The 13,466-nt window shown below is 59.9% G+C and carries 12 protein-coding genes; 10 read left to right on the top strand and 2 right to left on the bottom strand.

Annotated elements, in window-relative coordinates; all coding sequences use genetic code 11:
- Positions 1 to 3 precede the first annotated feature (3 nt).
- The 9 genes from OKB87_RS13165 (at position 4) to OKB87_RS13125 (ending at position 10,522) form a co-directional block, all read left to right on the top strand.
- The gene (locus OKB87_RS13165; RefSeq protein WP_254197419.1) at positions 4 to 591 is read left to right on the top strand and encodes a YqiA/YcfP family alpha/beta fold hydrolase; all 588 of its coding nucleotides are present in this window, start codon (positions 4 to 6) and stop codon (positions 589 to 591) included.
- Positions 592 to 593: 2 nt separating this feature from the next.
- A complete protein-coding gene (locus OKB87_RS13160) occupies positions 594 to 1,217 on the top strand; it encodes an NUDIX hydrolase (RefSeq protein WP_270827697.1) in 624 nt (207 codons plus the stop codon).
- A 36-nt stretch (positions 1,218 to 1,253) separates the two neighbouring features.
- The gene (locus tag OKB87_RS13155; protein WP_270827695.1) at positions 1,254 to 1,655 is read left to right on the top strand and encodes a GFA family protein; all 402 of its coding nucleotides are present in this window, start codon (positions 1,254 to 1,256) and stop codon (positions 1,653 to 1,655) included.
- A 66-nt stretch (positions 1,656 to 1,721) separates the two neighbouring features.
- Complete coding sequence (locus OKB87_RS13150; protein WP_043158843.1) at positions 1,722 to 1,991, top strand: DUF1656 domain-containing protein; 270 nt, start codon at positions 1,722 to 1,724, stop codon at positions 1,989 to 1,991.
- Positions 1,984 to 2,850: an efflux RND transporter periplasmic adaptor subunit gene (locus OKB87_RS13145; protein WP_017782514.1), complete on the top strand. Its 867-nt coding sequence runs from the start codon at positions 1,984 to 1,986 to the stop codon at positions 2,848 to 2,850. The genes OKB87_RS13150 and OKB87_RS13145 overlap by 8 nt, the downstream gene beginning before the upstream one ends.
- Before the next feature lies 1 nt (position 2,851).
- A complete protein-coding gene (locus OKB87_RS13140) occupies positions 2,852 to 4,861 on the top strand; it encodes an FUSC family protein (protein WP_270827692.1) in 2,010 nt (669 codons plus the stop codon).
- A gap of 114 nt (positions 4,862 to 4,975) precedes the next feature.
- Positions 4,976 to 6,871: a DNA topoisomerase IV subunit B gene (parE, locus tag OKB87_RS13135; RefSeq protein ID WP_005305312.1), complete on the top strand. Its 1,896-nt coding sequence runs from the start codon at positions 4,976 to 4,978 to the stop codon at positions 6,869 to 6,871.
- Positions 6,872 to 7,091: 220 nt separating this feature from the next.
- Positions 7,092 to 9,383: a DNA topoisomerase IV subunit A gene (gene parC / locus OKB87_RS13130; protein ID WP_270827691.1), complete on the top strand. Its 2,292-nt coding sequence runs from the start codon at positions 7,092 to 7,094 to the stop codon at positions 9,381 to 9,383.
- A gap of 122 nt (positions 9,384 to 9,505) precedes the next feature.
- Positions 9,506 to 10,522 (top strand): alpha/beta hydrolase family protein, encoded by a 1,017-nt coding sequence (locus OKB87_RS13125; RefSeq protein WP_270827690.1) that lies wholly within the window; start codon positions 9,506 to 9,508, stop codon positions 10,520 to 10,522.
- Between the two features lie 93 nt (positions 10,523 to 10,615).
- Here OKB87_RS13125 and OKB87_RS13120 read toward each other — a convergent pair whose 3' ends face one another.
- A complete protein-coding gene (locus OKB87_RS13120; protein ID WP_077095176.1) occupies positions 10,616 to 11,524 on the bottom strand; it encodes a LysR family transcriptional regulator in 909 nt (302 codons plus the stop codon).
- Positions 11,525 to 11,611: 87 nt separating this feature from the next.
- Between OKB87_RS13120 and OKB87_RS13115 the strand changes: the two genes are divergently transcribed.
- Positions 11,612 to 12,856 (top strand): MFS transporter, encoded by a 1,245-nt coding sequence (locus OKB87_RS13115; protein WP_270827689.1) that lies wholly within the window; start codon positions 11,612 to 11,614, stop codon positions 12,854 to 12,856.
- A gap of 181 nt (positions 12,857 to 13,037) precedes the next feature.
- Here OKB87_RS13115 and OKB87_RS13110 read toward each other — a convergent pair whose 3' ends face one another.
- Complete coding sequence (locus OKB87_RS13110) at positions 13,038 to 13,412, bottom strand: hypothetical protein (protein WP_270827688.1); 375 nt, start codon at positions 13,410 to 13,412, stop codon at positions 13,038 to 13,040.
- Positions 13,413 to 13,466 lie beyond the last annotated feature (54 nt).

Below are 13,466 nucleotides of genomic sequence, written 5' to 3'. Positions count from 1 at the left end.
GCGATGAAGCCCGTACTCCTCTACCTGCACGGTTTCAACTCCTCGCCCGGTTCTGCCAAGGCGCAGCAGATGGCTGCCTGGGTGGCTGAGCACAGACCCGATATCGAGGTGGTGATCCCGGCCCAGCCCAACACCCCGGCGGCGGCCTGGGCGGCCATCGAGCAGACAGTTGCCGATCTGCAGAGCCGTTATGGCAACGAATTCAAGCTTGGCGCCGTGGGCAGCTCCCTCGGCGGCTTTATGGCGACCCGGGTCAGCGAGCGATACGGCTGCCACGCCGCCCTGATCAACCCGGCGGTACGCCCGCACGAGTTGCTCTGCGACTACCTCGGTCCCCAGACCAACCCCTACACGGGGGAGCAGTATCAACTGCTGCCTGAGCACATGGATGAGCTGCGGGCGCTGGCGGTGCCGGTGAGCGCCCCCGAGCGACTCTGGGTACTGCAACAGCAGGAGGACGAGGTGCTCGACTATCGCAAGGCGCTGGACGAATACCGCTTTGCCCGCCTCTCGCTGGAGTGCGGCGGCGACCACGCCTTCGTGGCGTTCGAACGCTACCCCGCCCAGATCGTCCGTTTCCTCGGGCTCTAGCCATGCAGCCGCCGTTGGCCACCTTTCTGGAGCAGGTGCTGGCCACGGCGCAGGCTGGGCTCACCTACTCCAACGATCCCTTCGACATCGGCCGCTTCGAGGCGCTGCGAGCGGCTACGGTGGCGCTCATCGCCAGCCAGAGCGAGCTGGCACCGCAAGCCATCAGCGACTGGATCGCCCTCGATCGCGGTTATCCCACTCCCAAGCTGGATGTGCGGGCCTTCATTCAGAACGATGCGGGCCATATCCTGCTGGTGCAGGAGCGCAGTGACGGCTGCTGGACCCTGCCGGGGGGCTGGTGCGACATCGGTGACTCGCCGGCGGAGGCCGTGGTGCGCGAAGTGGTGGAGGAGACCGGCCTGGCGTGTCGGACCGTGCAGCTGCTGGCGCTGTTCGACAAGCTAAAACACCCTCATCCACCCCAGCTGCCCCACGCTCACAAGGCGTTCTTCCTGTGCGAGGTGACCGGCGGCCAGCTGCTGGACGAAACCGATGAAACCAAAGGGGCGGGGTTCTTTCCCATCGACGACTTGCCCCCGCTCTCTCGCCATCGGGTGGTGGAATCCCAACTGCGCACCCTGTACGACCATCTTTTGCAGGGGTGGCAGGATACCCTGTTTGATTGACATCTGAGGATGTGACCCCGTCTGCAAGGAGGCAGCATGATCAAGCGCATCGGCAATACCCCCATTCAGGAGCGACACAAAGCCAGCTGCCACTGCGGCGCCGTGGTGCTGGAGCTCAGCCTACCAGATGGCGTGGTGGATCCGCGCCGCTGCGACTGCTCGCTCTGCCGACGCCGGGGCGCCATCGTCGCCTCGGTGCCGCTGTCCGGCATCCGCATCCTGCAGGGGGAGGGAGTGCTGCGCTGCTACCAGTTCAACACCCGCACCGCCAAACACTATTTTTGCAGCATCTGCGGCATCTACACCCACCATCAGCGCCGCTCCAATCCGGCCCAGTATGGTTACAACCTCGCCTGCCTTGAAGGTGTCAATCCATTCGAGCTGGGCGAGGTGCCGCTGCTCGATGGCATCAACCATCCGGCGGACCGGCTGGTCTGACCGACAGGGTCTCATCTGCTCCTGTAGCGCCCTGCGGGGCTGTGATAATCTTGCCAGACCCGCCGCATGGCGGGCCGTGAGTCCGCATTCTCTCGCTTGCCAACAGGGAGCCCGCTTGTGACAACTTCAGCACTGCCGGATCTGATCCTGGGCGCCTCTCTCTACTTTCCGCCCCTGTTCAAGGCGGTTCTGCTCGGCCTGCTGGGCTGGCTGCCGGTGCACCACCTGCTGCGTGACTGGCTCTACGGCGGGGATGTCTGGCATCCCCTGCTGATGGATCTCTCCCTGTTTATCCTCGCCGTCAGCGGCGCCCTATGGATATTGCTACATGGCTAAATCACCCCTCGCGACCCTCAAATACTTCTCTACCCTGCTGGTCTGTGCGCTGGCGCTGGCGGCGGGCTGGTGGCTGTGGAACTACTACATGCAGGGACCCTGGACCCGGGATGGCAAGGTGCGGGCCGAGCTGGTCAGCATCACCCCCGAGGTGTCGGGCAAGATCATCAAGATAGCGGTGAAGGACAACCAGCTGGTGAAGGCGGGGGAGGAGATCTTTACCCTGGATCCCGAGCCCTACCGGATCGCGCTGGACAACGCCCAGGCGGCGCTGGCCAAGGCCAAATCGGATCTCGACAAGGCAGAGCACGAGGCGAGCCGGCGCAGCGGCCTGTCGCGCAGCGTCATCTCCGCCGAGGCGGTGGACGAGGCCCGCCTCAATGCCCAGGCGATGAAGGCGGCCTACCAGGTGGCCCAGGCCAATCTGGAGCAGGCCAGATGGTCGCTGGCCAAGACCCGGGTGCATGCCGCGAGCGATGGTTACATCACCAACCTGCAGACCCGGGTCGGCAACTATGCCAGCGCCGGCGTGCCGCTGGTGGCACTGGTGGACATCCACTCCTTCTACGTGCAGGGCTACTTCGAGGAGACCAAGCTCAGGCACATAGCGCCGGGCAAACCGGCCGAGGTGGTACTCTACAGCGGGGAGCAGCGGCTGCGCGGCGAGGTGGAGAGCATAGGGCGCGCCATCCACGATCAGAGCGTGGAGGGGGCCGACAACCTGCTGCTGGACGTCAAACCCAATGTGCCCTGGGTGCGGCTGGCCCAGCGGGTGCCGGTGCGGATCAAGCTGCTGGAGGTGCCGCCCGGGCTGACGCTGATTGCAGGCACCACCTGCACCATCACCATAGGGGAGTAAGGTGGCCGCCTCGCTCTGGCACCAGACCCCCTGGGGCAAGGCTAATGGCGGCCAGTGGCGCTACGCCCTGCGCAACAGCCTGGCGATGTGCCTGTCGCTCTGGCTGGCCTTCGTGCTGGAGCTGGATTCCCCCTACTGGGCGATGACGTCAGCGGCCGTGGTGAGCTTTCCCACCGTGGGCGGGGTCATCAGCAAGAGTCTGGGGCGGGTGGTTGGCAGCCTCATCGGTGCCATGGCGGCGGTGGTGATCACCGGCCTTGGCATCAGCGATCCCTTGCTGTTCAGCTTCCTCATCGCGCTCTGGCTGGCGCTGTGCACCTACATCTCCAACCACCATCAGAACAACGTCTCCTACGCCTTTGCGCTGGCGGGCTACACCGCTGCCATCATCGCCTTCTCCTGCGTCAACGTGACCGACCCGCAGCACATCTTCGACATCGCCCAGGCCCGGGTGAGCGAGGTGATCATCGGCATCCTCTGCGGTGGCCTGTTGATGATGATTCTGCCCAGCACCTCGGATGGGGAGACCCTGCTGCAGTCGCTGCACAAGACCCAGGCCCGCCTGCTGGAGCATGCCCAGCTGCTCTGGCTGGGGGAGGCGAGCCCGGAGGTGCGCACCGCCCACGAGGGGCTGATCGGCCAGATCCTCACCATGAACGTGCTGCGCATCCAGGCGGTCTGGAGCCACCATCGGCTGCGTCGCCACAACCGGCTGCTCAACTTCCTGCTGCATCGCCAGCTGCGGCTCATCAGCCTCATCTCCAGCCAGCGCCGCATGCTGCACAACTGGCCGGAGCAACCGGAGGGGCTGCAGGCGTTGCTGGAGCGGCTGCTGGTCGAGCTGGACCAACCCGGCTGCGACAAGTACCGCATCGCCCGGCTGCTGGCCCCCTTGGTGCCGACGGCGGCCAGCGATTACCGGCTGCACACCTTCTGGCGACGGCTGCGCCACTTCTGCTGGAGCTATCTGGAGTGTCAGCGCTGGCTGGATCGGCTGGCCCGTTACGACGATCAGGAGTGGCCGGCACCGCCGCGCCACTCTTCGCTCACCAGCCACACCGACACGCTGGAGGCGGCCTACAACGGCGGGCGTACCTTCCTCTGCGTGCTGCTCGGCTGTGCCTTCTGGATCCACAGTCAGTGGGATGCGGGCAGCTCGGCGCTGACCCTGCTCTCCATCTGCTGCGTGCTCTACTCGGCCACCCCGGCACCTGCCAAGGGGGCCAACACCATGCTCAAGGCGATCCTGCTGCTCAGCCTCATCTGCTTCGCGGTCAAGTTCGGCCTGATGATCCGGCTCGACGACTTCTGGCTCTTCTGCGCTCTGCTGTTCCCCGTGCTCATCACCATGCAGCTGTTCAAGCAGCAACAGCCCAGGCAGGCGGTGCTGTGGGGCCAGCTCATCGTGCTGCTCGGCTCCTTTCTCGCCATCACCAATCCGCCCAGCTACGACTATCTGCAGTACATCAACAGCAGCCTGGGGCAGGCGCTGGGGGTGATGAGCGCCGGGTTGGCATTCCAGCTGCTGCGACCGAGCTCGGATCGGCGCAAGAGCCGCCGCCTGATCCGCTCCCTGCGCCGCCACTTCATGGATCAACTGGAGCCGGCCCCGCGCCAGAGCGAGAGCCAGTTCGAATCGCTCATCTATCACTGCATCAGCCAGCTCAGCCAGAGCCAGGATCAGACCGCCCGCCTCTGGGTGCTGCGCTGGGGCGTGGTGCTGCTCAACTGCAGCCACATCGTCTGGCAGCTGCGTCAGTGGCGCGGCGAGGATCAGCCCCTCTACCTGGTGCGCGACAACTGCATCCGCTCTCTGCAGGGGATCCTCACCGAGCAGGGAGTGCAGCACGCCTCCCTGGATCGCACCCTGGCCGAGCTGCAGCGGATCAGCGCGGCCCTGGCCAACCACAGGGAGCCGACGGCGCGGGAGCTGGCCGGCATGGTGTGGCGGCTGCACAGCTCGCTCTCCCAGTTGCAGCAGGCGCTGCCGGTGGCGGCCGAGGCGCGCTGAACGGGCCGGCGGGGCGACTTACCCCGTCGGGATCAAGCTTTGCCGCCGCCGGGTTTGTCCAATACCCTCCCAACGAGTAAGATTCTCCCCAAACGTCAATTCGCAAGGCCCTCCATGTCTACTCAATACAATGCGGATGCCATTGAGGTCCTCAATGGCCTTGAACCGGTGCGTCGCCGCCCCGGCATGTATACCGACACCACCCGGCCCAATCACCTCGGCCAGGAGGTCATCGACAACAGCGTCGACGAGGCGCTGGCGGGTCACGCCCGTACCCTGGAGGTGACCCTGTATGAAGATCAGTCCCTCGAGGTGATCGACGACGGTCGCGGCATGCCGGTCGACATCCACCCGGAAGAAGGGGTGTGCGGGGTGGAGCTGATCCTCTGCAAGCTGCACGCGGGCGGCAAGTTCTCCAACAAGAACTACCAGTTCTCCGGTGGTCTGCATGGGGTGGGTATCTCGGTGGTGAACGCCCTCTCCGAGCGGGTCGAGGTGACGGTGCGCCGCGACGGCCAGGTCTACGACATCGCCTTCGAGAAGGGTGAGAAGGTGCAGGAGCTGACCATCACCGGCACCTGCGGGCGCCGTAACACCGGCACCCGGGTGCGCTTCTGGCCGGAAGCCCACTACTTCGATTCTCCTAGGTTCTCGGTCTCCAAGCTGGAACACCTGCTCAAGGCCAAGGCGGTACTCTGCCCGGGTCTGACCATCAAGTTCCTCGACAAGAACACCGGCATCAAGCTGGAGTGGTGCTATGAAGATGGCCTCAAGGATTATCTGGTCGATGCGGTCAAGCAGTTCACCTGCCTGCCGGAGCAGCCCTTCGTCGGCGCCTTCAGCACCGAGCAGTCGGCGGTGGACTGGGCGCTGTGCTGGCTGCCGGAAGGGGGCGAATGCCTCGCCGAATCCTATGTGAACCTGATCCCCACCGCCCAGGGCGGTACCCACGTCAACGGTCTGCGTCAGGGCCTGCTCGATGCCATGCGCGAGTTCTGCGAGTTTCGCAACCTGCTGCCGCGCGGGGTCAAGCTGACTCCGGAAGATATCTGGGATCGCTGCGCCTATATCCTCTCCATCAAGATGCAGGATCCGCAGTTTGCCGGTCAGACCAAGGAGCGACTCTCCTCCCGTCAGAGTTCGGCGTTTGTCTCCGGCGTGGTGAAGGATGCCTTCAGCCTCTATCTGAACAGCAACACCGAGCTGGCCGAACAGCTGGCCGAGCTCTGCATATCCAGCGCCCAGCGCCGGATGCGCGCCGCCAAGACGGTGGTGCGCAAGAAGATAACCCAGGGCCCGGCGCTGCCCGGCAAGCTGACCGACTGCGGCTGCGCCGACCCCATGCAGGGGGAGCTGTTCCTGGTAGAGGGTGACTCCGCGGGCGGCAGTGCCAAGCAGGCGCGGGATCGCGAGTTTCAGGCCATCATGCCGCTGCGCGGCAAGATCCTGAACACCTGGGAGGTGGAGGCCGGTCAGGTGCTCGCCTCGCAAGAGGTGCACGACATCTCGGTGGCCATCGGGCTCGACCCGGACTCCGACGACCTCTCCGGCCTGCGTTACGGCAAGGTGTGTATCCTGGCGGATGCGGACTCGGACGGTCTGCACATCGCCACCCTGCTCTGCGCCCTGTTCGTGAAACACTTCCGCGCGCTGGTCAATCAGGGCCACGTCTATGTGGCCATGCCGCCCCTCTACCGGATCGATATCGGCAAGGAGGTCTACTACGCCCTCGACGAAGACGAGAAGAACGGCGTGCTGCAGCGGGTCGAAGCCGAGAAGAAGAAGGGCAAGGTGATGGTGACCCGATTCAAGGGGCTGGGTGAGATGAACCCGAAACAGCTGCGGGAAACCACCATGGATCCCAACACCCGCCGTCTGGTGCAGCTCACCATGGGGCCAGAGGCCGAGGGGGATGAGACCCTGCAGCTGATGGACATGTTGCTGGCCAAGAAGCGGGCGAGCGATCGCCGTGAATGGTTAGAGGAGAAGGGGAACCTTGCCATCATCTAGATCACTCCCCTGTGCTATGAGGAGTTGCTGGAAGAGAAGGGCAACCTCGCCATCATCTAAGCCGTCGGCCGGCCCTGTCGGGGCCGGCAAGCATTTAGCCGGAGTCGCCCTGTGGCGGCTCCCGAACCGAAAGAGATAATCACATGAGTGATGCTATCGAGCTCAGTCTGTGGATGAAGTAGAGCGCCAACCGACTCTATAACCGAAAGAGAACAAATCTATGAGCGATCTAGAGCTCAGTCTGGACGGGGTAGAGCGCCAGCCAATGCGCACCTTCACCGAGCAGGCTTACTTGAACTACTCCATGTACGTCATCATGGATCGGGCCCTGCCGCATATCGGCGACGGCCTCAAGCCCGTGCAGCGGCGCATCATCTACGCCATGAGCGAGCTGGGTCTGTCGGCGCTGTCAAAGCACAAGAAATCCGCCCGTACCGTGGGTGACGTGCTGGGTAAGTACCACCCCCACGGCGACCGCGCCTGTTACGAAGCCATGGTGCTGATGGCCCAGCCCTTCTCCTACCGCTACCCGCTGGTGGACGGTCAGGGCAACTGGGGTGCGCCGGACGATCCCAAATCCTTCGCCGCCATGCGTTATACCGAGGCGCGGCTGTCGCGCTTCTCCGAGCTGCTGCTCTCCGAGCTCGGCCAGGGCACGGTGGAGTGGACGCCGAACTTCGACGGCACCATGAAAGAGCCGGTGGTGCTGCCCGCCCGCCTGCCGCACATCCTGCTCAACGGGGTGACCGGTATCGCGGTAGGCATGGCGACCGATATCCCGCCCCACAACGCGCGGGAAGTGGCCCACGCCTGTGTGGAGCTCTTGGACAACCCCAATGCCGGCCTGGATGCCCTGATGGCCCATGTGCAGGGGCCGGACTACCCGACCAACGCCGAGATCATCACGCCCCGCGACGACATCCGCAAAATCTACGAAACCGGCAAGGGCTCCATCAAGCAGCGGGCGGTCTGGAGTGAGGAAGATGGCGACATCGTCATCACGGCGCTGCCCCATCAGGCCTCAGGTGCCAAGATCATGGAGCAGATTGCCGCCCAGATGGTGGCCAAAAAGCTGCCGATGGTCACCGATCTGCGCGATGAATCGGACCACGAGAACCCGACCCGTCTGGTGATCGTGCCGCGCTCCAACCGGGTGGACGTGGAGGGGCTGATGGCCCACCTGTTCGCCACCACGGACTTGGAGAAAAACTACCGGGTCAACCTCAACATCCTGGGTCTGGACAACCGGCCCCAGGTGAAAGACCTCAAGACCATCCTCACCGAGTGGCTGAGCTTTCGCCGCGAGACGGTGCGCCGCCGCCTGCAGTATCGTCTCGACAAGGTGCTGGCTCGCCTGCACATCCTCGAAGGCTTGCTGATCGCCTACCTCAACATCGACGAGGTGATCGAGATCATCCGTACCGAGGAGGAGCCGGGCCGGGTGATGATGGAGCGTTTCAACATCAGCGAGACCCAGGCCGAGGCGATCCTCGAGCTGAAACTGCGCCACCTGGCCAAGCTCGAAGAGTTCAAGCTGCGCGCCGAGCAGAACGAACTGGCCGAAGAGCGCGACAAGCTGGAACTGATCCTGGGCTCCGAGCGCCGTCTCAGCACCCTGCTCAAGAAAGAGATCCTGGCGGACGCCGAGAAGTACGGTGACGATCGCCGCACCCCGCTGGTGGAGCGCGCCACCGCCGTGGCCCTGACCGAGAAGGAGCTCACCCCGAGTGAGCCGGTCACCGTGATCCTCTCCGACAAGGGCTGGGTGCGTGCCGCCAAGGGCCACGACGTCGATGTGGAGGGCCTCTCCTACAAGGCGGGGGACAACTACCTCGCCCACGCCCATGGCCGCAGCAACCAGCAGGCGGTGTTCCTCTCCACCCTGGGGAGAACCTACTCGCTGGAGGCCCATACCCTGCCCTCCGCCCGCAGTCAGGGTGAGCCGCTCACCGGCCGCTTCGCGCTGGGGGCTGGTGAAGAGGTGCGTCATCTGGTGATGGGGAACGAAGGCGAGCCGTATCTGATCTGTTCCGACGCCGGTTACGGCTTCGTCTGCAAATATGACGACCTGATCGGTAAGAACAAGAACGGCAAGGCGCTGCTCACCGTGCCGGAAGGGGGTCTGGTGATGGCACCTCAGAAGATAGGCGCGCCGGACACCGATCTCTGCATGGCCATCTCCAACGAAGGGCGCATGCTGCTGTTCCCGCTCAATACCCTGCCGGTGCTCGGCAAAGGCAAGGGCAACAAGCTGATCAGCATCCCCTCGGCACGGGTGAAGGCGCGAGAGGAGTTTGTGGTGATGGCCGCCGTCATTCCGCAGGGCCAGTCGGTGACCCTGTTTGCCGGCAAGCGCAAGCTGACCCTCAAGCCAGCTGACCTTGACTACTACCGCGGCGAGCGCGGCCGCCGTGGTGCCAAACTGCCTCGTGGTCTGCAGCGGGTCGATCGCATCGAGATTGAAACCGTCGCCGGCGCAGAACCGGCAGCCGGGGAAAATCAGGAAGGGTAGTCAACGGATCTATACAAGATGGGAGCGAATTATTCGCTCCCATTTTTTTGTGAAAAATGACTCCTCATGGGGATAGTGGTAGCGTGTCGTCCCAATGTCGATTGGATCAGAAAGGATATCTGATGAGGCTTCTTTTTCGTTATTTTTTACTTTGTGCAATATGTACGTGCAGTGCCTTGCCATCCTTCGTCGTATCGGCTGAATATACAGGGTTTAAGCGTCTCATAGTGACTGATCCTGTAGGTGAAAAGCTTATGGATGCCGTATATTTCTATCCCGGTGTGGCCGCAGAAAAAACACCAAGTACGATAGGCCCTTATCAAATAGCGGCACAAAAGGCGCTGAATATAGTACCAGGCCGCTATCCAGCCATAGTGATCTCACATGGCAACGCCGGTAGTTTATGGAGTCATCATGACCTTGCCACGACTCTGGCTCGGCAGGGGAATATTGTTATTACCCTCACGCATCCTGGTGATAACTACAAGGATCAGACAGGGGCAGGGGCCATTAGTTCCTGGTATGGTCGTCCATTACAAATATCTGCCGTTATTACTGCTGCGACCAATGATATTGAACTAGCTAAATATATTGATAAAGATAAGATAGCATTTATTGGTTTCTCTGCCGGTGGAGCAACAGGATTGTTGTTGAGAGAAGGAGATATTGATGCAGGACGCTATGAAAATTATTGTCGTAAATATGACATGAGTGCCATATGTTCAAACAAAGGGGTAATGATAAATGACCATCCTGGTCTAGTTGTGCACCCCGATTCTAGGATAAAGGCATGGGTTTTCATGGCTCCGGTGAGCATGGCATTCGCTCCCGGCTCACTCAGAAGAGTGATTGCCCCTACCCTTATTTTTACTGGTGATAAGGATGAAGAGCTTTCTTGGAAAGAAAATGCCAGAGACCTGGCCACCACGTTGGCTGCAGAAAAAGAATTTCAGGTAATACACAATGCCGGTCATTTTGTTTTTCTCTCTCCATGCTCTGCTCAATTAAATAAACTGGCACCAGCTATTTGTAATGATGCACCAGGAGTAAACAGAGATGATATACACACGATAATTAACGGTAAAATTTCTGAATTTCTCAGCAGAGCGTGGCTTAAAGTGAAAGAGCCGCGGGTCTGATGGGAAAGAGTAATCAGCGTTCGAGAACGATGGCCGCCGGGTTTTGGTATCTTGCAAAGCCGATGTTACCAACTGAGGCTTTACCGGTATTAGTTACTGATAACTAATGATGTTTTGCCGTATAAAGTCAATAAATACGCGCGTTTTAGCCGGTAGATATTGTCGATTTGCATAAACAGCAAACAACTGCAATGGGGCTGCGGGTAATTCAAGTTCAATCTCAACCAGGCTGCCATCATCAATAAACTCCTGGCAAGACATCTTGGCAAGAATGGCAAATCCGACCCCGGCGAGCGCGGCTTTTAGCGCCAGTTCACCACTATTGACACGGTAATGTTCATTGACCTGAACGGTGGAAAATTCAACGTCGGGACGAGCGAACTGCCAAGGCATTCCCTTCAGGGCGTTTACCGTGGTGATACAGGGAAGGTCTTGTAGCTGTGTCGTGTGGCTGGGAAGCCCGCACCGCTGAATAAGAGCCGGAGAGCCAACCACGGTACAAGGAATGGTGGTCAGATGGCTGGCGATATAATCGCTGTCATCCAGCTTTCCTCTGTGAATGATGACGGCTATGTCCAGGTCTTCTCTTAATGTCTCAAATCCTGACAGGTTGGTAATACAGCTGATCTTTATTTCGGGATGCTGACAGGCAAAGTCCGCTATCGCGGTACCGAGCAGTCTGGGGCCGGCTTCATTGGGAATGCACAGGCGCAGTGGCCCTTTCAGCTGAATCTGCTGTGATGTCAATTCAGCCTCGGTTTGCTCCAGTGATTCCAGCAAGGGTTTTACTCGGGTATAGAGCAGCTGGCCAGCCTGAGTGAGTTTCATATGCCGAGTACTGCGTTCAATAAGCTGGAGTGACAGTCTCTCTTCCAGCTGAGCAATACTTCTGCTGATGTTTGAGGTCGGTATTTCAAGGGTTTTGGATGCGCCGACAAAACTGCCTTGTTCAACTACGGCAATAAATATCCTTGATGAAGTAAAGTCCAGGCCGGTACGCATCTATTGTCCCTGATATGATAACAGTCTGTGCCATTTTAAAGGATAAAAATAGATGATGGTAGTGGGTATGCTGTCTGTCTCCAAATATTGAGCATGAACACTATGACATCGGAAAAATACAAATCAGGTAATAAACCTCATTCTAATGGTGCAGTGATGGATATGGGATGCGTCTGGCTGGCCGCCTTTATCCAATTGGTGAGTGCGCTGGACTTTATGATGATCATGCCGCTTGGGCCTGATTTATCTCGTGCGCTAGATATCAGTCCAACCTATATAGGATATTTGGGGGGAGGATATGCACTTGCCGCCGCATTATCATCTTTATTATGTGCCAGATATATTGATCGATTTGATAGAAAAAAGGTGGCATTGCTCTCATTGCTGGGCGTCACACTATCCACCTGGGCCTGCACCTTGGCGTGGAATATGGAAAGCTTGTTCTTTACCCGTTTGTTGGCAGGTATATTTGCCGGTCCGGCAACGTCGATAGCAATGGCGATCGTCGTGGATGCCACGCCAGTACCACAACGTGGTCGAGCGATGGCGATAGTGATGGGGGCTTTCTCGTTGTCAGCCATTGCCGGTGTGCCCTTGGGATTGGAATTGGCCATGTTGAAAGGGTGGAGCGCACCTTTTTATGTCGTCGGGGGGGGGGGCTTGTGCGTCAGCGTGATGGTATTTATGCGGCTGCCGAATATGACTTCCCACTTAGGGCAACACCAAAAGGTTTTTTCAATCACGGCTATGTTGAAACGAGCCGTGGTGTGGCATGCATTTATGGCAATCGGATTGGCTATTTTCAGCACCTTCCTTATTGTTCCGAACATGGCGGCCTATTTTCAGTTCAATCTCGGTGTGCCTCGCAGCGATATGAGTCAGTACTATGTCATGGGCGGTGTTCTCAGCGTGATCGCGATGCAGTTGGGTGGTTATTTGATGGACCGCGTTGGCGCAGTGCGTATCACGTTGTGGGCAGGGGGATTGATTATCGCCATTGTCTGGGATGGTTTCTTGGGGTCCCCCTTGTTGCCGACCATGGTCATTTTTACCTTGTTCATGGTGGTGACATCGACACGGACGATCACGGCTGCTGCTGTTAATAGCCAGGTCGCAGAGCCCGGGGAACGAGCAGGGTTTATGTCATTGCAGAATGTGTTCCAGCATATATTCAGCGGTTCGGCCGCCGTCGTCTCTTCGATGCTGTTGACGGATGTCGATGGTCACTTGGGCAATATGGCTACCCTGGCCTGGCTGGTGATAGCGCTGACGCTGGTGCAACCCGTCTTTCTTTATCGGCTGCTTAAACGGTTATGTGTGGTGACCGCTTAGCGTCATGTTTTATTTATAACGAAGTGGCAGGGCCGCAGGTTTGATTGGCGAAGCGTGATCAGATAAGCGTGAAAGCCGGTTGCTGCAATATGTTTAGTGCCCCTCTCTCGTTTGGAGAGGGGCAGCGTGAAGGAAAGTAACCGTTGGGCGCCGTCAACAAGGCGAATTGCACTGCCGCAAATCAGTTGTCGAAATTCCACTGTATGGGCAGCTCAAGATCGAATATCAGCTGATCTCCGTCGAGATGAAAGGCCACGCTGGTCTGGTGCTGGTCATATTCGTCGATCAGCCGGCAACTCTCGGCGAAGTTGGATTCGTAACTGAGGCGCGCACTGCCGCCGGTGTTAGCTCCGTCGAGTTCCACCCCCAGTACCCGCAGTGGCTCTTTCTGACTGAGCTTGACCCGACTGTCACCCACATCCACCAGCCGCTCCAGCAGGGGGAAGAAGTCTTGCTTGTGGGCCTCTATCGCCCGGGCGATGGCCTGTTCCAGCTCGGCGTGACTGGCAAGGGGGCCATTCAGGGTGTAGCGGGTCTGTATCCTTTCCTGGGTCATAAACTGTGCCTCTCGGGGGTTGCCGGCGGGTGCTTCTCCCTTGGCTGCGGCGCG

The organism is Aeromonas sp. Y318-1 (assembly GCF_027706125.1).
GTDB lineage: Bacteria > Pseudomonadota > Gammaproteobacteria > Enterobacterales > Aeromonadaceae > Aeromonas > Aeromonas hydrophila.
This window is presented reverse-complemented; position numbering and strand designations above follow the sequence as displayed.